This window comes from uncultured Gelidibacter sp., from assembly GCF_947500795.1.
In the GTDB taxonomy this organism is placed as follows: Bacteria; Bacteroidota; Bacteroidia; order Flavobacteriales; family Flavobacteriaceae; genus Gelidibacter.
Genome location: NZ_CANMTE010000002.1, coordinates 501,245 through 525,453 on the forward strand (window position 1 = coordinate 501,245; position 24,209 = coordinate 525,453).

A 24,209-nucleotide genomic window follows, 5' to 3' on the forward strand; every position below is an offset into this window, starting at 1 on the left:
AAATGATTAGGTTTGTAGCCATGACCAAACAGCAGGATATCGGATTAGTAAGTGCAAAAGAAGTCGCTAAAGCCATCAATTTAGACAAGTATGGCATTTTTGGTACATTTAGTGGCTGGCTTTTGATGAAAGTCCTTAAAATATCTACGCTTAATAAGATCTACAATCGAAATAAACATTTAAAAAACATCGAATTTTTAGATGCTATTTTAGGTGATTTCCAGATCCGATTTGAGATTCCCGAAGAAGATTTAAAACGCTTGCCTAAAGATGGTGCGTTCATTACCGTATCCAATCATCCGCTTGGAGGAATAGACGGCATTTTATTGCTCAAATTGATGTTGGAACACCGAGACGATTTTAAAATTATCGCCAATTTCCTTTTGCATCGTATTGAACCGATGAAACCTTATATCATGCCGGTCAATCCGTTTGAAGATCGAAAGGAAGTCAAGTCGAGTATTGTAGGTTTTAAAAATGCCATTTCGCATTTGCGCGATGGTCATCCGCTTGGGATATTCCCGGCAGGTGAAGTGTCTACTTACAAAGATGGAAGATTAGTAATTGACCGCCCTTGGGAAGAAGCCGCTATGAAACTTGTTCAAAAAGCAGAGGTTCCTGTGGTGCCAGTTTATTTTCACGCTAAAAACAGCAAACTTTTTTATAAGCTTTCAAAAATAAGCGACACGTTCAGGACAGCTAAATTGCCATCCGAATTGTTGACTCAAAAACGCCGTGTCATTAAGGTCAGAATTGGGAAACCTATTACTGTTGCCGATCAAAAGGAATACAGCGCTCTTAAAGACTTTTCAGAGTTTTTAAGAAAGAAAACTTACATGTTGGCAAACAGTTTTGATGAAAAAGGAAAATTTTTGAGTACTATTTCTTCAACATTAAAAGTTCCTAAACCTGTTAAAAATATTGTTACACCTGTAAGTGTAGACAGTATGATAAAAGAGGTTAATTATCTGCGTGAAAACGACGGTCGACTCCTGGAAAGTAAAAATTACGAAGTGTTTTTTACAGATTCTAAAAGCATTCCAAACATTCTTCGAGAAATTGGTCGTTTGCGTGAAATTACCTTTAGGGAAGTAGGAGAAGGCACCAATGAAGCAATTGATTTAGATCCGTTTGATAATTATTACCACCATATGTTTTTATGGGACAATTCAACCAATGTGGTTGCAGGTGCTTACCGCATGGGATTGGGTTCGAGAATATTTGCAGAATATGGTATTGACGGATTTTATCTTCAGGATTTGTTCCGTTTTGAGCCTGAACTCTATAAAATGATGAGCGAATCTATTGAAATGGGTCGCGCCTTCATTATTAAAGAATACCAACTGAAACCAATGCCGTTATTCCTTTTATGGAAAGGCATCGTGCATACCACCTTACGTTTTCCGGAGCATAAGTATTTGATAGGCGGCGTGACCATTAGTGATAAGTTTACCAACTTTTCAAAATCGCTGATGATTGAGTTTATGAAATCCAATTACTATGATCCTTATGTGGCGCAATACGTGCGTCCTAAAAAAGAATTCAAAGTAAAATTAAAGGATGCCGATAAAGATTTTGTGTTTGATGAAACCGAAGCCGATTTGGTCAAATTTGACAAAATTATTGATGAGTTAGAGCCAGGAACCTTGCGTTTGCCAGTGCTGATTAAAAAATACATCAAACAAAATGCAAAAGTCGTCGCATTTAATGTGGATCCGTTGTTCAACAATGCTGTGGATGGTTTAATGTATATCAGAATAGCCGACTTGCCAGAAAGCACCGTGAAACCTGTGATGGAAGAATTTCAAGCGGAGATGGAGCGGAAGTTTGCCGAGAATGGTGAAACCCCGGAAGCGTCAGAATGATTTTTCGAAATGATATTGAATTAAAAAGAGCCAAACTTGTGGCTCTTTTTTTTATTTTATAAGGACTTAAACCAATCCTGAAAATATTCACCTACAACTGGGGTTAATTTCTTTTCGCCATTAACAGCGCCAATCAAACTCATAATCCAGAGGACAAATACAGCCAAGTTTAGAATCCATCCTACAAAGGGTACAAAGCTTAAAACAATGCCACAAAGCATAAGTCCCAACACCTGACGGACATAGAATGAACCAAATTCGTTTTTAGTATTATTATTCATCACTAAAGCCACAATCCACCCAATTAATGTCAGATGCGCGATTAATGCTATATTTTTGCCATCTTTGGAAATGTCGTTCACATCATTTTCAATGGTGTGGGCAGCTCTTCTTGCATCATTTGAAAACTCGTTTGTTTTTTCTCTAGCGTCGTTTGAAAATTCTCTTGTATTGTCCTTCGTGTCGTCTAACATATCGTTAAGATCGTCACCTAAATTTTGATCGTTTGCCATCTTTAGTTTTTTTAGAGATTAAATGTAACACATTAAAAATTAGAACATTAAATATAGCAAAAAATCTTAATCTTTTACAAGAAAGCTTTGTCGATAGGTTCCCAAAGTTCTATTTTGTTGCCGTCATTATCCATAATCCAACCGAATTTCCCATACTCATGGGTTTCCATGTCGCCAACTATAGTAACGCCTTCTTCCTTTAAAACCTTAAGTAGCTCCTCCAAATTTTCAACCCGATAGTTAAACATAAAATCCTTTTTTGAGGGCTTATAATATGTGGAGTCTTCTGGGAATGGACTCCATTGTGTGGAACAATCATTACCTTCCTTGTCCTTCCACCAAAAAGTGCAGCCATAAGCATCTGTATCAAAACCTAAATGTTTTTTATACCATTCTTTTGAGGCGTTAGGATCTTTACTTTTAAAGAATAGTCCGCCAATTCCCGTCACTCGTTTTTTCATAATAATTAGTGTTTAGTATTCCCTTGCAAAAGGGAATCTTATAATCTTATACCAAATAGCTGCGTTCAACAGTTCGGGTGTTACTCGACGTTATAATTTGAAGTGGCTTCCGATCTTATCCACAATTGTTTGTGCCAATTTCTCTTTGCTTTCTACCGTCCAGCCTGCCACATGCGGGGTTAGGAGCACGTTGTCGGCATTGATGAGGTATTGGAAGGCTTCTGGTATTTCTGAAGCAAACAGATCTTCAAAAGATGCTTTTTCATATTCCAAAACATCTAACCCTGCGCCAAGAATTTTACCAGATTGTAATGCTGCAACTAGATCTTTGGTCACCACGCTTTTGCCACGAGCGGTATTAATTAACCAAAATGGTTTTTTGAAAGCATTGATAAACTCAGCATTGATCATTCCCAAAGTGAGCGGCGTTTGTGGCGTGTGTAAGCTCACCACATCAACGTTTTCCTGAAACTCTTTAAGTGATACCTGCTTAGCATTATCATCTCCTACAGCGTCCTGAATGTCGTAACACAGAACGTCTACGTCAAATCCTCGGAGTTTCTTAGAGAATGCTTTCCCCATATTGCCGTAACCAATAATGCCGACGGTTTTTCCATCCAGTTCTATTCCTCGGTTCGCTTCGCGTAGCCATTGTCCTGACCTGACTTCTTGGTCCGCTTTATTGAGCTTGTTAAATAACGATAACAGCATCCCCAAAGCATGTTCTCCAACGGCGTTTCGGTTGCCTTCTGGTGCTGCAATAAGGTGAACACCTTTTTGTTGTGCGTAATCCCCATCAATATTTTCCAATCCAGCACCTACACGCCCAATAAACTTGAGGTTTGTGGCGGCATCTAAAAAGGTTTTATCAATTGTAAAACGGCTTCTGATGATGACCCCATCATACTTATGGATTTTAGCTTCAATAGCGGCTTTTGAGGATGTATAATCTTCATCGTTTTCAAATCCTAATGCTTGGAGTTGATTGATGAGAAGTGGGTGATTGGTATCGAGGTGGAGGATTTTCATGCTATTTTCCTGCGGATACAGGATTCTCATTTTAAAAGTTAATGTATCAAAATTAAGAAAAGCGTGGCTACTTTTAGTGATGTGGTTGAAGAAAGTAGGATGTGGGTTGGCTTTTTTAGATAAAAACCCTTCCGACTTTAATTCCTGAAATGGAATGGAATCCACCTTCCCTTGAAATAAAGGAAGGAATTTTGATTGTAGTAACTATTGAAAATAAAAAACCTTAAAAACCTAAAATCAACTTAGCGATTAAGAAATAGGTCAAAATCCCGAAGACATCATTACTGGTTGTGATAAAAGGTCCTGTTGCAACTGCGGCGTCAATGCCTCGTTTATCTAGGAAAATTGGGATGAATGTTCCAATTAAAGCGGCCATGATAATTACCGTAACGAGTGCTACGCAAATGGTCAATGATTCGTAATACGTTGTATGGAATCCAAAATGGCTTATTATTAAAACGACAATTGCAATGGCAAGTCCATTAACCAACCCTAACAGCATTTCTTTAAAAAGACGGCCAATAATGTTGCCATCAATAGTGTCATTTGCTAACCCTTGCACCACAATAGCGGAAGATTGTACACCTACATTTCCAGCTGTTGCCTGAACTAATGGGATGAATAATAATAAGGCCGGGAATTGTAACATGGCATCACTAAACCCGTTAATAATGCTCGCCGCGCCAATACCGCCAAACATACCAATAAGTAGCCATGGCAAACGCGCTTTGGTCAGCTGCCAAATACTATCATCAGCTTCTACATCTCCTGTAATACCCGCTGCTAATTGGTAATCTTTATCAGCTTCTTCCCTTAAAACGTCAATAATATCATCAATGGTAATACGGCCTAATAATACCATATCATCATCCACCACAGGAATCGCTTCCAAGTCATATTTTGCCATGACTTTTGCAACTTCTTCTGGGTCTTCATCAACCTTTACATAATCAACGCTTTTGATATAGATATCGGCGATTTTCTCAGTGCTTTTCGCAATAATCAAATCTTTTAGAGACAAACGGCCAATCAGTTTATTCTGTTTGTTAACCACATAAATGGAATGTACGCGGGTCACATCCTTTGCTTGACCTCTAATACGACGCAAACAGCCTTCAACGGTCCAAGTTTCATAGACTTTAACCAACTCTTTAGCCATAAGTCCACCAGCGGTATCCTCATCGTAGGCAAGCAGTTCTGTAATTTCAGCCTTGTGGCTTTCGTCCTCAATATGGTGGATCACCTCACGTTGGCGTTCTTCTGAAAGTTCAGCAATAATATCGGCAGCATCATCCGTATCTAAGGCGCCAACTTCATCGGCAATCTCCTTAGAAGAAAGGTTGCGTAATACTTTTTCACGATTGTCTTCATCCAACTCCATCAAAACTTCCGAAGTAGTTTCTGTATCGAGGAGTTTGATCACATACATGGCCTCATCCAAATTGACTTCATCGAGAATTTCAGCAATATCCGCGTAATGGAACTCTTTTAAAACGCGTTGCAGCTCCTCGTCATCTTTAATTTTGATGAGGTGCTGTACTTGTTTAATGAGTTCGTCAGTAAGCTCGAATTGTGTGTTTTCTCTTTCGTCAGTCAAATGGTGTGCTTTTTAAGACTTAATTATCGTTTTCTAATAGTTGGGTAAGCGTGATAAATTGTTCAACGCTTAACTGTTCAGGGCGTTGGTCAAAGATAGGGTTTGATTTTAAATTTTCAGAAATATCGAAGGATTTTAAACTGTTTCGAAGCGTTTTTCGACGTTGTTGAAATCCTGTTTTTACGACTCTAAAAAATAATTTCTCATCGCATGGAAGTGTGTAGTTTTCCTTTCTTTTTAATAATAATACGCCAGAATCTACTTTTGGTGGCGGATTGAATACTGATGGTGGCACTGTAAACAAATACGAAGCATCATAAAATGCTTGTGTCAGTACTGAAAGAATGCCGTACACTTTGCTGCCTTCTTTGGAACAGATGCGCAAGGCCACTTCCTTTTGAAACATGCCTGAAAATTCCGGAATTTGATCGCGCATTTCCAAAGTTTTAAATAGGATTTGCGAGGAGATGTTATAAGGAAAATTCCCAATGATTGCGAAAGGTTTCTCTTCAAATACTTCTTTAAGATCGTATTTTAAAAAGTCCTTTTCGATAATCCGATCTGCTAAATTCAGATAGTTGTTTTTGAGGTATTCTACGGATTCCGTATCAATCTCAATAACATGCGTTACGATATCTTTTTTTAGTAAATATTTGGTTAGAACGCCCATTCCTGGACCAATTTCCAAGACATGGTCATAGCCTTTGTATGAAAGGGAATCTGAAATTTTTTCAGCGATGCTTTCATCGGTCAGGAAATGCTGACCAAGGTGTTTTTTTGCTCTAACTTGATGATCTTTTGACACGTATAGCGAATGATTTAATGAGGGTGAATACTTGAAGCGCAAGGCTTGAATTTCAAAGTACGAAGTTAGTGAGAATTTTTTTTAGAAGCAGAAAAAGTCCAGTTTTCTACTCGTTGTAATCTAGTTTCTATTCTCCAGTCCTTTAATTTAATTCACTTTTACCGTATACTCATCAACAAGTTCCAATTCTGTACGGAAAGCCAAGACCTTATCACCAAACATTTTTAAGGATTCTTGACGTAATCTGTCAGCATCATTTTTATAATAATTGTCAAGTGCCTCGCGAGATTTCGCTCTATATTGAACGGAATATGTTGTGGCGCCTTCTTGCTCTTCAACCAAAACTTTAGTCAATTTTGCTTCAGTAAAATGGCCCGTAGCCAACACGTGAGGAATGTGTTCTTTGATCCAAACAATCCACTTATCGTGAATGCTCGCATCTATGTTTGAGGTAACGTTATATATGATCATAATCTGAAAATTTAAAATCGATTGCACTAAATTCCCTTATTTAGGATAAAAATGGGTCGGAAATAGTGCGTTTTATCGTTTGAATTAATACTATTCTGCAAATAACAGAACTTATTGTGTGGCATCAAAAGAGATTGAACGTTTTTTACGGGCGACTTTAATTAATCGCGTCCCCGCGCAACATCCTAAACTGCTTTCTGGCTTCTACAAAATAGATGCTGTCCTGATGATTGAAGATGATTTTCTCGTATAAAGGTTTCGCAAGTTCCGGTTGATTGAGGATATTATTATACAATTCTGCCAAGTAAAAATAAGCATCGTCGGCTAAAATTCCGTCACTATAATGGGCTATAATCGCTTCGTAATTTTTAATAGCCTTATCATATTCCTTTTTCTGTTGATAGAGTTGCGCCTGTTTAAAAAGTGCTTGATCTTCAATACTCTCGCCTTTATGTTCCGTCAACACTCTGTCCAATAACGCAATGGCGGCATCATTTTTATTTTGAAAAGCCATCAAATCCGCTTTCGCATAGAGTTTTAGTGCCACCTGAAGAGAATCTTCATATTTATTATCAGAAATAAGGAGTTTTAAGTCTAACGCGTCATTGGCGATAAGTTGTGAGGTAGATGATTTTAAGATGTTTAACTGTGATTCCGCCCATTGAAAATCGCCTTTGTAATAACTTGTTTTCGCTACTTTAAATCGCGCTTCTTGTGCTATCGGACTGTTTTTAAGATTGGATTGGATTTGTGTGTAATAAATTAAACCTTCATTGAATTTTTCCTGGAACACTAATATATCGCCTAAAGTCATTTTTATTTCAGCTTGATCTACTAAAGAGATGTTGAGTTTTAAAGTGTCTTTTAAGAAATCACTTGCTTCCTCTGGTCTATTCATTTGGAATGCAAGAAAATTGGCATAGTCTATTTGAAGCCTAAGTGTTTGTGGCGATATGCCATATTGGGAAAAAAGAGCTTTGTATTTTTCTTCGATTTTGGGTAAATCTTTTGAAGAAGCATTTCCTGTTTCAATAGACAACAAATAATGATGAACGTCGAGGATGAGTGTATTGTCCTGCGTATGGTCCAGAACATAATTAAAAATATCAGTAGCAATTGCTTCCTCCTTATCGCTCAAAGCTGTTAGAGCCACTACTAGAATTCGGTTCAGGCTTTCGCGTTGACGCATATACAATGCTTTTTCTTGGGTAAAAGCCTTGTTATAATCCTTTTCCTGAATAAAAAGCCAGCTGAGTAATTCATACCAATGCGTATCTGGCTGCGTTTGGATTTTTTTTAGCAACAGTTTCTTTAAAAGAATGTTGTTCTCATTGTCTTTATTTTCAGATACAAAATCACTAAACTCCCTTTTTACACTATTAATGTATTCTGGGCGCACTTCCACGTAAGCCATGTAGTTGGTGAAAAGCATTTCAATATTGCCCTGTTCGCCATAAACGCTAGCCAATTCGCGGTTGTAGTTTGCGTCAGGATCGTGCGCCATGCCTTTTTCATAACTTTTAATGGCATATTCCAAAAGCGAATGTTGCTCAAATTGTCGGGCGATGATACCAGCATATTCAGGACGTTCTTCAAGTTTTTGGAGTGCTTCGTCATAATATGCAGTGGCTTTATCCATAGCATTCCGAAGTTGATAATTATAGCCCAACTCAATTATAAGCGACGGATTGCGGTAGGCGGTCATTTTGGACATAATAAGAGCTTCGGCGTTATCAAATAGCTCAAGTTCTTGGTATGTTTTAATCAAATGAATAATGTAATTGTAATTGCTCGGCTGTGATTCATACAGCTTTTGATAGGAAAGTAGTGCTTTTTCAAACTCGCCGCGCTTATAATAGTCTGCAGCCAAAAGCTCTTCATCATTTTGAGAAAATGATAAAGCGCTAAAGAAGAAAATAATCACACATAGAAACGCTTTCATGAGACTAATTTATGTAATTATAAGCACTTAAGTCGGGTTGGAAACGTGAATATTTTAATAAAAAAAAGCCCAAACTTTCGTTTGGGCTGTTACCATCAAAATAATTGTGCTATTAATCATTAATTACAAAAATGATTCAGTTATCTTGTTTGGTAGACTTGTTTATGAAAATTCAATTATTTTTAAATCAAAACTTTAACCATTAATACTACCAGTGAAACGAGTATTAAAATGCGCATAAAATTTTTCATACTCAGCAAATTTCTATTTCGAGATACTAACTTGGAAAAAAAATGTCAAAAAACAAAGAAAACTGACATATAATCGTTGAATGACCTCTAATTTTGGCATTTTAACCGATTATAATGTAAGAAAATCCACAATTTAAATCTTATCAAACCCTGTATAAGGAATTAAAACTTCAGGGATCTTGATGCCATCTTCTGTTTGATAATTCTCTAAAATGCCAGCTAAAACTCTCGGTAATGCTAAAGAACTTCCGTTGAGGGTATGAGCCAATTCATTCTTGCCTTCAGCATTTTTGAAACGTAATTTTAAGCGGTTTGCCTGAAAAGTTTCAAAGTTGGATACTGAAGAGATTTCCAACCAACGATCTTGGGCTGTAGAAAACACTTCAAAATCATAGGTAAGCGCTGAGGTGAATCCGAGGTCTCCACCGCATAAACGCAAAATTCTGTACGGTAATTTTAACTCGTCAAGAATTTCTTTAACGTGCTCCACCATAGCCTCTAACGCTTTGTAGGAATTATCAGGATGTTCTACACGTAATATTTCAACTTTATCAAATTGATGCAAACGGTTTAGTCCTCTCACGTGAGCACCGTAACTTCCCGCTTCACGTCTAAAACATGGTGTGTAACCCGTAATTCCGATAGGAAGGTCAGACTCGTTAAGCAATTCGTCTCTAAAAATATTGGTTCCAGGAACTTCCGCCGTAGGAATTAAATAAAGATTGTCTTCAGTAACGTGGTACATTTGACCTTCTTTATCTGGCAATTGGCCTGTACCAAAACCTGATGCTTCATTTACCAAAAGTGGTAATTGGTATTCTGTGTATCCAGCAGCGGTATTTTTATCAAGAAAATAAGCAATTAACGCACGTTGCAGTCTCGCGCCTTTACCTTTGTACACAGGAAATCCTGCGCCGGTAATCTTGTTGCCCAATTCAAAATCGATAATATCGTATTTTTTTGCTAATTCCCAATGCGGTAATGCATTGGCATGCAATGTAGGGATGTCGCCTTTTTTGAAAATTTCTTCATTATCGTCTTCCGTGCTTCCTGCAGGAACGCTCTCATGCGGAAGATTTGGAAGCTTGTAAAGCAATTGGTTTAAACTTTCAACAGTAGCATTAAGATCTTCGCCAAGTGTTTTTGAAGTTTCTTTTAGCTCACTCGTTCTTTCTTTTAAAGCATTCGCTTTATCCGCTTGACCGGATTTGTACAAGTTCCCGATTTCTTTAGATAAACCATTGGATTCTGCCAAAGTGTTGTCCAATTCCGTTTGTAAACGTCTTCTTTTTTCATCAAGAGCAATGACGTCATCAATCATTTGTGTAGCGTCAAGGTTTCTTTTTTTCAAGCCCTCGATCACTTTTTCTCGGTTTTCTCTAATTAATGGTACTTGTAACATAATTATTTAATTTGATGGCAAAAATAAGTAAATTTTAGGCATCCGTCGTAGCCTTTAGTGGTCAGTTGGAATTATTTTGTGTTATTCCATTTGTGCTCCACTTTCTAGAATTTCCACTTTTTTATTGGACGGTGTTTCTTGGTTTGACGGCATTAACCAATCGCTGTGTTTAAATGGATGCCATTTTTCATTGGCCAAATCCACTTCAGGGTCAATAAGTTGTTTTAGTTCGCCGCCATTAACACGCACATACGAATCTACATACACCTTAACATCTCTCCCTTGATCTGCGAAAATTTGTTTAAGTCGCTGCGCAAATTGCCAAATGACATCAGGTTTGGTGCTAACGGTTCGCAATTGTTTGCTGCTGAGGTAATCTTCAATTTGCACCGGAATCTGCATGTTGGTTTTCGCATCCACGACTTTAAAAGTGGTACGGCCACTTTTTGCACGCAACATCATTCGCCACGATAAGCGATGTCCTTCTTCAGTCCATAAAACGTCATCTTTAAAAAACCAGTGCCGTAATGGTAAGCCTATTTGCACTATAAAATAAACCACAAAAACGGCAATAAAAGGCTTATGATAATCTGGTACAATAACCTCTTCTTGATCGTAATAAGGCTTTCTTTTTAGGAAAATTCGGTGAATTGTCGCAGTAGGGTAAAAGAACAGTACAAATGCTAAAGCTAAGTATGGAAAGATTCCAACCTGAAAAACGAAAGAATTGAACAAGTGAAAGAAAATAGACGCAAAAAACGCCACTTTACGCGTTCGTTTCCATAATAATAACGGGATAATCAATCCGTCATATAAAATACCGCCGTAAGCGATGCTATAGTGCGCCCATTTTTGTTGCAGGAGTTCCCCCACCAAAAAATAATCCTTTTTACTACGCATCAAGACTTCTGCAACGGTTGCATCTAACCAATCAGGGTAGATTTTTGCAATAGCGCCGTAGGTATACACGATAAACATTTGCAGGATAAACACCAATGCACACCAATTGGGCATGGAAATCATCTTGATTTTTGGGTTTAAGCGTGCATCAACAGAAAGGTATTTATGAGCTGGTTGGAACACCATAATGGCGCTCAAAAGAATCAAAAGGTAATAGTGGTTATTATAGGACGATTTTTGCATTAAATACGTTCCCGTCCACAGTAGTGTAAACACCAACATGCTCCATCGGTATTTGTAACCTATCATCACTAAAAGTCCGCAAAGTCCCATGACGCCGTAATAAAAATACATGCCATTGCCAGGTAGTGGTTGGAGCCACTCAAAACCTATAAATGAAAAGGTGACTTGAGGTTCCATGAGGGTGCGTCGGATCCATCCTGTGTAAATAGAGCCGGCACTTTCCATAAAAATCAGGAAGCCAAAAATAATTCGGAATACGATAAGTGCACTGTTATCGATATGTTTAAAAAGCAGCCTATGCATTGCGCTGGGCAATAATTTGTTGGGCATTCGTGCGATCTTGTCGTAATTGTGCAATAAGTGCATCTACCGATTCAAATTTACGTTCGTCCCTAAGTCGGTCGAGAAAACTTATTTTTAAATGCTGTCCGTAGAGGTCTTCATTGAAATCAAAAAAGTGAGCTTCAATGGTTTTTTTATCGCCATCAAACGTCGGATTCATGCCAATATTCATCATTCCATAAATGACCTTATCGTTATAGGTAGAAGAAATGGCATACACGCCGTTTTTTGGAATCAGTTTATAAGCTTCATCAACAGCGATATTTGCAGTAGGAAATTCCATTTTTTTGCCAAATCCTTTACCTCTTACCACGGTCCCATTAATGTAGTAATCGTAACCTAAGAACGCAGTGGCCGTTTGGATATCTCCCGAATTGAGCGCGTTTCTTATTTTGGTAGAACTGACCGCTACATCTTCAACGTCTTGTGCTGATATTTCGTCCACTTCAAACCCGAATTCAGCTCCGAAAGCTCGCAAATCATCAATATTTGCAGATCTATTCTTACCAAAATGATGGTCGTAACCAATAATAATATGTTTGGCTTTAAGCTGGTCAACCAATATGCTTTTAACAAAGTCGCGAGCGGTCATATCCGCAAAATCCATTGTAAATTCCTGAACAAAAATATAGTCCAGTCCCAATGCAGATAAAATCTCTTTACGTTCTGCAATGGTATTAAGGAGCTTAATGTTTGAATTTTGTTGCAATACCATCCGGGGATGAGGAAAAAAAGTCAATACAACAGAAATTAGGTTTTTATCAGCAGCTTTTTTGGTGAGTTTTTTGATGATTTTTTGATGCCCAATATGCACGCCATCAAAAGTGCCAATAGTGACTACTGATGGTGTTTGGGGAATAGAATGCGCTGTTGCTGTAATTACCTTCAAGTTATTTTTTTGTAAAAATAACCATTTAAGGGTTTAAAAAAAATTACTGTAGGCTATTTGAATTCTTATGTGTTATTATCCGTCAGAAGCAGCATTATTAGATTGGTCTAAGGTTATTATTTCGTCAATTTCAGTAAGTATTTGTGGTACTTCTGATGTTTTAAAATGAAGCTTCAAATGAAAACGTCCATCATCCAAAGGGGTTAAAGAAAGTGTGCCGGTATTAATTTGGTAAATTCCTGTTTCACCTTTACAATAGCACAATCGTTCAAAAAGCAAATTGACTTGCTGCAGCGCATTGTCTTTCAAAATGAATGATTTTGGTGCAGGTGGTAATTCTATATAAACACGTTCAATGTAATGCCCATCAGCTGTGTTCGGGAGTGTGTCACGTTGATATTCGAATTTTAAAAGTGTGGATTTTTTTTTCAAATATTCAATATAGCCCATGCCAAATTCGTCTATATGGAATTTAACAGCGGTGTTTGGAAAGCTGTTATAGCTGCACTTGCCGTCATCTGGACACATGGAAAATGTCTTATTTAGTTCATCAGAATTTTTCAAAATAGTGTCTTGACTTTTGCATGAAAATACGCCTAATACCGCGATTAATCCAAGCAAATGGAAGTACGTTTTTATAAACATGGACAGTTTTTTGTAAGTTATTTAATTTGAGTGTAACTTTCCCAATATTAAATATAGTGGTAAAAAGGACTTAAATGGATATTAAATATTTAAAAACAAGCTTGTTTTTAATCCTGATTTTCGCATTTTCTCTGACATATGCTCAGAAAAGCGAATCACCTTGGACAAAGATCTACAAAAGTGATATTTCTCATAATAGAATGCTGCCTCAAAAGTCGGTTCCAAAAACAGCTGCCTACTATAAGTTAGATATGGAGGTGTTAAAATCGCACTTGAAACATGCTCCCGATAGAGATTCCGGCGTACAGTCGAAAGCGTTGCTCGATTTTCCTAATGATAATGGAGGTCTGGAAACTTTCAGAATTATGGAGTATTCGGTTATGCATCCTCAACTTCAGGCTAAATTTCCTGAAATTCGTTCTTATGTTGGGTATAGCTTGAAAAATCCATCTACCGTGGTGTATTTTAGTGTTTCTCCGCAAGGCCTGCATGCCTTGACTTTATCTGCCAATCATGCTGCTCATTTTATCAATCCTTATACGAGTGATGGCGCTTATGAAGCGTTTTCAAGAAATGCCATTCCTGTAACAAACAAATTATTTGAATGTGGTGTTGTTGATGATGGACTTCCAAATCAAATAGAGATGGCCCGAACGGTCGCTGAAGCCAAAAATGCGAATGATGGTCAACGACGTACTTTTAGATTGGCAATCGGGACGAGTGTTGAGTATAGTGAGTTTCACGGCGGAACAATTGCCTCTGTTTTATCGGCTATTAATACGACAATGACCAGGGTGAATGGAATTTATGATCGCGAATTATCCATTAGAATGACTTTAGTCGCCAACAATAATCTCTTGATATCTACCGCTGATAATAGTATTTTTTCCAATACTGGGAATCTTGGTTCTATTACCAACATTATTAACACGAAAATAGGTGAAACGGCCTATGATATAGGCCACACTTTTACTACCGGTTCTGGTGGAAGTGCGTATTTGGGCAGAGTTTGTACTGCCACAAAGGGTGGGGGAACTACCGGTCTTACGCAGCCTGTAGGAGATCCTTATAATATTGATTATGTAGCTCATGAAATGGGACATCAATTTGGGGCAACCCATACGTTTAATGGTTCTGTGGGCAATTGTTCGCAAAATAGGTCAGCTGATGCCGCTTATGAACCAGGAAGTGGATCGACCATCATGGCTTATGCAGGACTTTGTGCGCCTCAAAATGTGCAACGCAACAGTAGTGATTATTTCCATCAGATAAGTTTGCAACAAATTTGGAGGAATGTGACCATAGGAAACAGTACCTGTGGCGTTTTATCATCTACAGGAAATACTGCTCCAAAAGCACAGGCGGGTGCGTCTTATCACATTCCAATTTCTACACCGTATAAATTGACTGGCGCTTCAACTGATGTTAATGGCACCAATTCTCATACCTATAATTGGGAGCAATTTGATTTAGGCCCGGCCGCTGCGCCAACTGAAACTACTGAGTTTGGACCGATAGTGCGTTCTTTTCCACCCACGACCAGCCCGGTGAGATACATTCCTAAGTTTCAAGAGGTACTGCTTAATGGAGGGACGTCAACAACATGGGAAAAGTTGCCTTCAATTGAAAGGACCATGACCTTTGCTTTAACGGTAAGAGATAATGACCCTCGAGGAGGGCAAACGGATGTTGGTTATATGACGGTGAATACTGTTGAAGCTCCTGGACCTTTTAAAGTGACATCACAAAACAGTAACGTGACTTGGGAAATTGGTGCCAATAAAAAAATTACTTGGGATGTTGCAAATACGAATGTTGCACCCATAAATACCCCAACCGTCAATATAAAATTATCGATAGATGGGGGTGTCACCTTTCCATACACCTTGGCTACAAATGTGCCTAATGATGGGTCTCATGAAATTAAGGTTCCAACAGGTGCAGAAACTACTCGTGCACGAATTTTGGTGGAAGCCGTCGGGAATATTTTTTATAACGTCAATACCACGAATTTTAAAATTACAACGGTAGACTATCTGTTAAACTTCGCGCCGTCTACAGTTTCGGTGTGTCAACCTGCAAATGCAGTTTATAAATTCACCTATAATACTTACCGTGGTTTTTCGCAAAATACTGTGTTTTCTGCTACCAATTTGCCGTCCGGAGCGACAGCTACTTTTAGTCCAACATCAGCAAGTGCTAATGGCACGGTAGTAACGATGACCGTTTCAGGAGTCGGATCACTTACACCAGGAACCTATAACATTACGGCAGTAGGAACGTCGGGCAATCAAACGCAATCTTCTGTTGTGGAACTGACGACTTATAATAGTACGATTGCGCCAATCAATTTGGTTTCACCGTTAAATGGTGCTTCAGGACTTTTTGGTGATATTGAGTTTAAATGGGAGTCTAATGCTAATGTGGAGGAGTATCTCATAGAAATTTCAAAAACCAGTAATTTCAATACAATTGTAGATTCGAAAACCCTGACGACCAATTCATATAATGCCTCCTTAGAACTCGAAACCGTGTATTATTGGAGGGTTTCTGGAATGAACCGTTGTTCATCAGGTAAGAAAACGTCTTTGGTCTATACGTTTTCTACAGGTGTTTCTTCTTGTGGTGATGCCCTAACGGCAAAAGACACTCCAATTGTTATAGCGTCAGATAAATCAGAAACGTATACCACTAACATTACGGTGACTGAAAATTTACCGATCACTGATGTGAATGTCAAAGTTAATATTCAGCATGATTGGGTAAGAGATTTAAAGCTCGTTTTGGTCAGTCCAGAAGGTACTTCCATAGTTTTAAGTAGCAATAACGGATTGTCTGGCGATAAAAATTATGCCAATACTATTTTTGATCAGCAGGCGACCATTCCAATAACGCAAGGCACGGGTCCTTTTACAGGCTCCTATATTCCTGAAGGCGATTTATCCGAATTAAATGGGGAAATGTCAGGGGGTGTTTGGAAGCTTCAAGTAACAGATCTTTATGATACCGATGGAGGTACTATTAATGAATTTACGCTTGCACTTTGTCTTTCACGACCATTGTCAATTGAAGAGCAGGATTTTGATGCCTTTGGACTTTTCCCAAATCCGAATAAAGGCGAATTTACTGTGAAGTTACAATCCACATCAGGGGAAGATATTACGATAGATGTGTATGATATTAGAGGGCGAAAAGTATTTGAAAATCGTTTTAATAATGTCCCTAATTTTAGAGAAGTTATCCGATTGGACAATGCACAGTCTGGAATGTATTTGATAACCATTTCCGATGGTTTAAGAGCAGTTACTAAAAAGATTTTGGTACAATAACCGAAACTATAATTACTATAAAAGCTGTCTCAAAGTACAACTGAGACGGCTTTTTTTTATAGGGTTTGATGAGGGTTTTGAACCTTTATGTAATGATAAATTCCTAATACACTTCCATAAAAAAAGACCCTTTCATTTTGAAAAGGTCTTCTTAAACTTTAGGTTTTAATATTGATATTGGGGATTCAATTATAAACCAACAGTCCAACCGTTAGCCCAAGTTGGCTTAGCAGTTCCGTTACCTGCACCTGTAGCATTTTCATTTACAGTGTACATAGCAGATACATCAACCGCTGTTCCTGCAGTGTTTTTACCTGAAGATAACTTTGTGATGTTGTCAAATTTCACGTTTGTAGCAACTAATGAACCAGCAGTTACATAACCTAAACTTTCATCGTGTTGAACGTCAAAGCCTGTTTTCCAGTTGCTCAATACTAAATTGTCAAATTTTGCTTTAGTACCTACACGTAATTTAATTGCTTGTGTTTCTGAACTTGTATCAGCAGCTCCTAAACCAATTAATGTTAAGTTTTTAATTGTAGGATTAGAAATTGGCGTTGCTAAATGGTTGTTAGAGTTGTTGTCAGCTTCAATACCTCTGTTACCAGCGTTAGATCGGATACCAAACCAGTTTTCACCTGCCCCAGACCAACCTTCAGTCCAGTCAAACATATCATCACCTACTTGCTCAGAGAAGTTGCTTACTACTAAATATTTTGCAACCGCTGTTCCTCCAAAAAATTCGAAACCATCATCTGAGCCTTCGTATGATTGTACGTACTCGATAGTTGTTCCGTTACCTACACCAAATAATGATAAGCCGTTAAATTCTTTTTCAGAATTGTAAGCAAATCCAGTATATTCTAATCTTAAATATTTGATAGAACCTGAATTGTCATTTGGTTCGTTACCACCGTAAGTTAAGTCAGAAACTTCAGCAGACGCTGTAATTCCTTTATTGATAGGTGCTTTCCCGCATAATACAAGTCCGCCCCAAGAGCCTGGTGCTTTTGTTGCAGCTGTCATGACTACTGGATTTGAAGATGAACCTTGTACGTCAATTTTACCGCCTTGTGCGACTGCAATATAGCGTACAGCTGCAAAATCTGAACTTGCTACTGATGTTGCTTCAATTTTAACGCCTTCTTTAATGGTTAATTTAGCACCTGAATTCACGATTAATTTTCCAGTCAATTTGTAGGTTCCAGATTCTAAAACCACTTCTCCGCTGTTGATTTCTCCTTTTAGATCTTCACGGTTTAATACGAATGAGCTTCCACCATCGTCAATTGTAGCGTCATCATCACTTGAACATGACGTTGTAAATAGTAAGGAAAATAAAAATACTGTTCCTAAAACTTTTGAAATTGTTTTTTTCATAATGTTTACTTGTTAATTGTTTTTAATTACAAATTTTTAATTGATTGAGTTGATATATGTTGGGTCGTTGTTTTGGGATTTATAATTTGTAGCGCAATCCTAATTTGAAAAATGCACCTCGTTTGAATGATAATACAGTGATGTCCTCTGAAGCATTTTCTTGAATTCTTTCAATCGCAGGATTCAATATGTTTTTCACTGTCAAATCAATTCCGAAATGCTTGTTGATTTTAGTTTTAAGGATAAAATCTAAAGTGCCAACACCCTTGTCAACCAAGTTTCCTTTAGTTTCTACACCTAATGCATAAATTTTGTCAGAGGTGTACGAGTAAGCAAGAGTGGCCATCAAATTGCCATCATTATTGAAAGCTTTGATGTAAGACAGATCAGCATTTAATAACATATCTGAAGCGCCTGTAAATCCTGAGGTGTCATTTGTAAGATTGGTGTTGTAATTGGTTTCCTGTCTTACTTTTTCAGAATCCAATTCCTGGTGCGTTTGCATGAAAGATGCATTAAGTCCTGCAGAAAGCTTGTTAGATTCTTCTTCATCAAAGTTGAATAGGTTTTTTCTGATTTCTATTTCAGCACCATAAACATAACCTGAATCTCCTGTGTTTATAAAGGAAATGTCATTGGTAGAAGACGCTAAAGTGATTTCATTTATAGGATCTAGAATGTATTTTCCAAAAGCAGTTACAGAGAATAATTCTGAGTTTTTAGGAAACACCTCCCACTTTAAATCTACATTGTAGTTTTGGGAAGGATACAAATCTGGGTTACCAACTTTTACTTCGGTTACGTCTTCATAAATAAAGAGTGCACGTTCTTTAAATTGTGGTAAAGTGTAAGTTTTGCTGGCACCGAAACGTAAATTTTGTTTTTCGTTCAGTTCATATTTTAAAATGACACTTGGCAAAAACTCATTTCTGTTAAACGTGTTGCTTCTTCCTGAGGCATCCAATTGTGTTCTCCAAGAAACGGTTTGTTCTACTCTTTCAAAACGTAAACCTGCAACAGCGCTTAGTTTCTCTGATAGATTGTATTCTAAACTCGCAAATCCTGCGTGAATGAGTTGTTCGCCATCATAAGTTTGAGGTGTTAATCCAGCGAAAGATTCGATGCCAAATAAGCCATTGTTATAGTTTTGCTTATTTAAAAATGCATCTAAGTTATCAGGATTTACTGCCGAATTTAATTCTGATCCTGAAATTCTGAAGTTAAATTGAATGGCCTCAAAATCACGGTTTTTAAATCGGCCGTTATAGCCCAAAGTAGCTTTTCCTTTTGATACGCCATCTTCATCTTCATTCAGCCTGTAGCTTACTGAAAGATTTGCTGCCAATTCATCTTCCACCAAGTTTTGATAGTATCTGTGGTTGTCTGTAATCGTATTTTGAGCAAAAACATACCCGTTAGCATCCTCTGAATATTTTAAGGTATTTTGCGTTCTGTCTGGCATATCACCTTCTACTTTATTATACGACGTTGCCCAATCGAAGTCCAATCTGTCAGATAGTTTATGGTTTCCTAATAATTGGTGAATCATTAATGTGTTTTGCACGTAAGTACTACGCTGAATAAGTCCGTTATTGTCCTCCGCAATGTCACGAATAAACCCTTTGTATCCATCTTTAGTTTGGTTGGAAGAGTTAACCGTTAAAAAGTTATAGGCAATTTTATGGTTGGAATTAAGGCGGTAGTTCGCATTAAACATTCCTGTGGTATTCGTGTTGTACGAAAAGCGTTCCTGATTGAAAGATTTCAATTTGGCACCTTGAGCACTTACACTTTGGTTGATGCCATCTCTATATTCAAAGCCGTTGTCAAAACTAGCCGTAGCGAATAAATTAAGGCTGCCTTCTTCGCCAATGCTGAAAGATTTACCTGCCTTTAAACCTAATGCGCTGCCTATTGGTTTCTCTTTTACAGGTGCTAATTTGTTTTCAAAATTGTAACCGTTAAGCGGGTTATTTGGAACACCATAATTAGAGAATCCAAATCTATTTGGACCATCTTGAAGTTGGAAATCATTGTATTTGTCAAGGGCATTGGTTCCCATTGTAGAGCCCAAATTAACCTCTAACATGCCTTTTCCTTTATAGTTTATAGAGGTAATATCTACGTTTCCACCTGCGAAGTCACCAGAAATTTTAGGGCCATAAACCTTATCAATAGAAATGAATTCAACAATATCTGTTGAAAAAAGGTCCAGGGAGATGTTTTTCTTTTCAGGATCATTCGAAGTTATTGGAAGTCCGTTTAACGATGTGGAATTGTAACGATCTCCAAGTCCGCGTACATAAATAGTGTTGGAGCCTTCCTGCTTGGAAACGCCCGTTGTTTTAACCACAGCACTAGCAACATCGCTGATGCCTTTGCGTGATAATTCTTCTGAACCAATACTTTGCTTGATTTCAATTGCATTTTTTTGGTCTAACAAAAGTGCAGTTTCACTTTCTTTTCGTGTAGTGGTTGTAATAACCACTTCGTCTAAGGAAGCTGAACTTGCAAACATTTCTACATCCACGTTAACTACTTTTCCAGCTTCAAGGACTACTTCTAATTCTTTGGTTTCATAACCAACAAAACTGTAAACTAAGGTGTAGCGACCTTCATCCAAGTTGTCAAAATGATAAACCCCATCCATGTCAGATGTGGTTCCAATAGTTGTTCCCTTAATAAGGACATTTCCGAATGCCAAGGGTTCGTTGTTATATTCTTTATCAATCAATTTTCCAGCAATTGTCGCTGTCGATTGTGCACTCAAAATTGAGGTGAATACAAGGGTTAATAGTGTAAATAAATGCTTCATCAGTCGTTCTAAATTGTTTGCTGCAAAGAAACTGATGATGTGTAAAAAGAAGGTTAACTAAGGATTAAGGCTAAGTCATATAAAAGTTACGTTTGTGTTAGTTTTACGTGAATTATTGCCAATAGGTGATATAAATTTAACATTGAAAAATGTATCTTGCGTGCGCTTAAAGCATTACTATGAACTGGGAACAATTATTATCATTAAAACGATTTGGAGATACGCACAAACGTATCAGAAAAGAACAGGATGAAACTCGTTTAGGCTTTGAAGTAGATTATGATCGTGTCATTTTCTCTTCAGAATTCAGAAGCTTACAAGATAAAACCCAGGTCATTCCGATGTCTCAAACCGACTTTGTACACACCCGATTGACGCATAGTTTGGAAGTAAGTGTTGTAGGAAGAAGTTTAGGAAGACGCGTTGGTCAAAAAGTATTGGCCAAGTATCCGCACCTTCAAAATATACATGGGTATCAGGCTAACGACTTTGGAGCGATTGTCGCTGCAGCAGCTTTGGCTCATGATATCGGGAATCCGCCGTTTGGGCATTCTGGTGAGAAAGCAATTGGCGAATTTTTTAAAAACGGTAAAGGCAAAAAGTTTAAATCGCAGTTAACGGATAAGGAATATCAAGATTTATGCGATTTTGAAGGAAACGCCAACGGATTTAAAATTTTGACTGAAAGTCGTGTCGGACGATTGGGCGGCTTACGTTTGAGCTATGCTACACTTGGTGCGTTTACAAAATACCCTAAAGAATCGTTGCCTAAAAAGCCAACTTCGCATATTGCGGATAAGAAATACGGATTTTTCCAAAGTGAGAAAGAGGCCTTTGATGATATTGCTCAGGAACTTGGATTGATTAGCCGTGGAAATGACGAAGATTTAAGTTATTCCCGTCACCCTTTAGCATTTTTGGTGGAAGCTGCCGATGATATTTGTTATACCATTATCGACTTTGAAGATGGTATTAATTTAGGATTGATTAATGAGGAATATGCTCTGGAATATCTTATCAAATTGGTAAGAGACACCATTAATACAAACAATTACCATGCGTTGTCCAATACTGAAGATCGCATTAGTTATTTGCGTGCGTTAGCAATTAGTACATTAATAAATGAAGCGGTTGAGCTGTTTATGACCCATGAAGAAGAAATTCTTAACGGCACATTTGATAAAGCCTTGATGGATGTTTCTAAATATCAAGCGCAGATAAAGGATATCATTAAAGTGAGTGTTGAAAAAGTCTATCAATCTGCGGAAGTGGTAGATAAGGAAATTGCTGGATTCAAGATTATTGATGGTATTTTGGACGTGTTTACGGATACGATCTTAAATCATCACCAAGGAACTTTGGGCAGTTATAACAAATCGATTCTTAAGATTTTTCCAAAAACACTCGATTTGAATCAGGAAAATATCTATCACAGCTTGTTAGGCATTTGTAATTATGTGGCTAAATTTTCAGATAGTAAAGCCATTATGACGCATAAAAAGCTTCAAGGCACACATTTTTAATCGATTTTTTAAAACGTACTTTTCTAGCTGTTTTTGATGTGAAGTAAGGCCGTTTCTAAAGTCTTAGAAATAGAATTTGCATCTACGTGCGACAATTCCTGTAATTGTTTTACGGTGCCTTGTTCTATAAAGGCATCAGGAATACCGAGTACTTTTATTGGTAAATGGTAATTGTGCTCTGCTGCAAATTCTAGAACTGCAGATCCAAATCCACCTTTTACCGTGCCATCTTCAATAGTGATAATGTATTTGAAAGTTTTGAAAATGTCATGTAACAACGCTTCATCCAATGGTTTTATAAAACGCATGTCATAGTGTGCAATTTCTTGTGAGTTGCTCACTTTTTGTATGGCTTCTTTGGCATTTTCTGCAATGAAACCTACCGTTAAAATTGCAATGTCTTTTCCTTCTTTAAGGACTTCTCCTTTGCCGATTGTTAACTTTTGAAAAGGCTGTTTCCAATCTGCAACTGATCCATAACCACGCGGATATCTGATTGCGATGGGATGTTCAAGTCCTAATTGTGCGGTGTACATGATGTTGCGTAATTCGCATTCATTCCGCGGAGCCATGATGATGAGGTTTGGAATGCATCGGAGATAAGCTAAGTCAAAAACCCCATGGTGTGTGGCGCCATCTTCTCCTACCAAGCCTGCACGATCCAAGCAAAAAATTACTGGTAAATTCTGTAAAGCCACATCATGTATAACCTGATCGTAGGCGCGCTGTAAAAATGTTGAATAAATATTACAAAACACCATCATGCCTTGTGTCGCCATTCCAGCGGAAAGCGTTACTGCATGTTGTTCAGCAATGCCCACATCAAAAGCACGATCGGGCATTTGATCCATCATGTATTTAAGCGAGCTTCCGGTGGGCATTGCAGGCGTAATGCCTACAATCTTCGGATTTTGCTCTGCCAATTCCACTAAAGTCAATCCGAAAACATCCTGAAACTTTGTAAGCGACGATGCTGATTTTGCTATCAATTCCCCGGTAAGCGAATCGAATTTTCCTGGTGCATGATACGTCACTTGGTTTTCTTCCGCTTGTTTTAAGCCTTTCCCTTTGGTGGTAATCACATGGAGAAACTTAGGGCCTTTAACCGATTTTAATCGGTTTAATTCTGAAATTATCGCATCCAAATCATGACCATCAATAGGTCCGGTATAATCAAAATTGAGCGCTTCAAATATATTGTCTTGCTTTTCTGTACCTTTTTTGACGTTGGTCAGATATTGTTTCAAAGCGCCCACACTTGGGTCAATTCCAATCGCATTATCATTTAGGATGACCAACAAATTAGCATCGGTAACACCGGCGTGATTTAAGCCTTCAAAAGCCATCCCGCTGGCAATGGAGGCGTCACCAATAATGGCCACATGATGCTTGTCTTCACCTTTTAATTGGGAAGCAATCGCCATTCCTAACGCTGCAGATATGGAAGTAGAAGAGTGGCCAACACCAAACGTATCATAATCGCTTTCATCACGTTTTGGGAATCCGCTGATGCCTCCAAGTTGTCTGTTGGTATGGAAATTTGAGCGTCTTCCGGTTAAAATTTTATGTCCGTAAGCTTGATGTCCCACATCCCAAACCAATAAATCGTCCGGCGTATTAAATACATAATGCAAAGCAATGGTCAGTTCCACAACACCAAGACTCGCGCCTAAATGTCCTTCCTTTGTTGCTACAATATCAATAATGAAAGATCGTAGGGCTTTGGCAAGTTGAGGTAGGTCTTCCTGTTTTAAAGCTCTTAAATCTGACGGCGAATGGATATGGTCCAATATATTTTTCATCTGGAT

Annotated in this window: 17 protein-coding genes; 3 read left to right on the top strand and 14 right to left on the bottom strand. The window is 38.0% G+C overall.

Going from position 1 to position 24,209, the window contains the following annotated elements:
- Positions 1–20: 20 nt before the first annotated feature.
- Positions 21–1,865, top strand: coding sequence for a lysophospholipid acyltransferase family protein (locus tag Q0947_RS07425; RefSeq protein WP_299395009.1), 1,845 nt, complete (start codon positions 21–23; stop codon positions 1,863–1,865).
- Positions 1,866–1,921: 56 nt separating this feature from the next.
- Here the strand turns inward: Q0947_RS07425 and Q0947_RS07430 are convergent, their stop codons facing one another.
- The 11 genes from Q0947_RS07430 to Q0947_RS07480 all read right to left on the bottom strand — a co-directional run bounded on the left by Q0947_RS07430 (position 1,922) and on the right by Q0947_RS07480 (position 13,354).
- Positions 1,922–2,377, bottom strand: a complete 456-nt coding sequence (locus Q0947_RS07430) for a YtxH domain-containing protein (RefSeq protein ID WP_299394641.1) — start codon at positions 2,375–2,377, stop codon at positions 1,922–1,924.
- Between the two features lie 74 nt (positions 2,378–2,451).
- Positions 2,452–2,838, bottom strand: a complete 387-nt coding sequence (locus Q0947_RS07435; protein WP_299394646.1) for a VOC family protein — start codon at positions 2,836–2,838, stop codon at positions 2,452–2,454.
- 90 nt (positions 2,839–2,928) lie between these two features.
- On the bottom strand, positions 2,929–3,867 hold the full coding sequence (locus tag Q0947_RS07440; RefSeq protein WP_299395013.1) for a 2-hydroxyacid dehydrogenase: 939 nt from the start codon (positions 3,865–3,867) through the stop codon (positions 2,929–2,931).
- Between the two features lie 223 nt (positions 3,868–4,090).
- Positions 4,091–5,464 carry a magnesium transporter gene (gene mgtE, locus Q0947_RS07445; RefSeq protein ID WP_299394651.1) on the bottom strand — a complete coding sequence of 458 codons (1,374 nt, stop codon included), beginning with the start codon at positions 5,462–5,464 and terminating at the stop codon, positions 4,091–4,093.
- A 19-nt stretch (positions 5,465–5,483) separates the two neighbouring features.
- Positions 5,484–6,269, bottom strand: a complete 786-nt coding sequence (gene rsmA / locus Q0947_RS07450) for a 16S rRNA (adenine(1518)-N(6)/adenine(1519)-N(6))-dimethyltransferase RsmA (protein ID WP_299394656.1) — start codon at positions 6,267–6,269, stop codon at positions 5,484–5,486.
- A gap of 147 nt (positions 6,270–6,416) precedes the next feature.
- Positions 6,417–6,740: a DUF4286 family protein gene (locus Q0947_RS07455; protein WP_299394659.1), complete on the bottom strand. Its 324-nt coding sequence runs from the start codon at positions 6,738–6,740 to the stop codon at positions 6,417–6,419.
- 157 nt (positions 6,741–6,897) lie between these two features.
- Positions 6,898–8,682 carry a tetratricopeptide repeat protein gene (locus tag Q0947_RS07460; protein WP_299394664.1) on the bottom strand — a complete coding sequence of 595 codons (1,785 nt, stop codon included), beginning with the start codon at positions 8,680–8,682 and terminating at the stop codon, positions 6,898–6,900.
- A 384-nt stretch (positions 8,683–9,066) separates the two neighbouring features.
- Positions 9,067–10,335, bottom strand: coding sequence for a serine--tRNA ligase (gene serS / locus Q0947_RS07465; RefSeq protein WP_299394668.1), 1,269 nt, complete (start codon positions 10,333–10,335; stop codon positions 9,067–9,069).
- An 81-nt stretch (positions 10,336–10,416) separates the two neighbouring features.
- Positions 10,417–11,808, bottom strand: coding sequence for an HTTM domain-containing protein (locus tag Q0947_RS07470; RefSeq protein WP_299394672.1), 1,392 nt, complete (start codon positions 11,806–11,808; stop codon positions 10,417–10,419).
- Positions 11,774–12,709, bottom strand: a complete 936-nt coding sequence (locus Q0947_RS07475) for a bifunctional riboflavin kinase/FAD synthetase (RefSeq protein ID WP_299394677.1) — start codon at positions 12,707–12,709, stop codon at positions 11,774–11,776. Before Q0947_RS07475 ends, Q0947_RS07470 begins: the two co-directional genes overlap by 35 nt.
- A 75-nt stretch (positions 12,710–12,784) precedes the next feature.
- Positions 12,785–13,354 (bottom strand): hypothetical protein, encoded by a 570-nt coding sequence (locus Q0947_RS07480; protein WP_299394681.1) that lies wholly within the window; start codon positions 13,352–13,354, stop codon positions 12,785–12,787.
- A 74-nt stretch (positions 13,355–13,428) separates the two neighbouring features.
- Between Q0947_RS07480 and Q0947_RS07485 the strand changes: the two genes are divergently transcribed.
- Complete coding sequence (locus tag Q0947_RS07485) at positions 13,429–16,683, top strand: reprolysin-like metallopeptidase (RefSeq protein ID WP_299394685.1); 3,255 nt, start codon at positions 13,429–13,431, stop codon at positions 16,681–16,683.
- A gap of 189 nt (positions 16,684–16,872) precedes the next feature.
- On the opposite strand, the gene Q0947_RS07490 is transcribed toward Q0947_RS07485, so the two are convergent.
- A complete protein-coding gene (locus Q0947_RS07490) occupies positions 16,873–18,063 on the bottom strand; it encodes a hypothetical protein (RefSeq protein WP_299394689.1) in 1,191 nt (396 codons plus the stop codon).
- A gap of 79 nt (positions 18,064–18,142) precedes the next feature.
- On the bottom strand, positions 18,143–20,878 hold the full coding sequence (locus Q0947_RS07495) for a TonB-dependent receptor (RefSeq protein WP_299394693.1): 2,736 nt from the start codon (positions 20,876–20,878) through the stop codon (positions 18,143–18,145).
- Between the two features lie 179 nt (positions 20,879–21,057).
- Between Q0947_RS07495 and Q0947_RS07500 the strand changes: the two genes are divergently transcribed.
- Complete coding sequence (locus tag Q0947_RS07500) at positions 21,058–22,401, top strand: deoxyguanosinetriphosphate triphosphohydrolase (RefSeq protein ID WP_299394697.1); 1,344 nt, start codon at positions 21,058–21,060, stop codon at positions 22,399–22,401.
- Between the two features lie 23 nt (positions 22,402–22,424).
- On the opposite strand, the gene dxs is transcribed toward Q0947_RS07500, so the two are convergent.
- Entirely contained in the window at positions 22,425–24,203 is a 1,779-nt protein-coding gene (dxs, locus tag Q0947_RS07505) for a 1-deoxy-D-xylulose-5-phosphate synthase (protein WP_299394700.1), read from the bottom strand.
- Positions 24,204–24,209 lie beyond the last annotated feature (6 nt).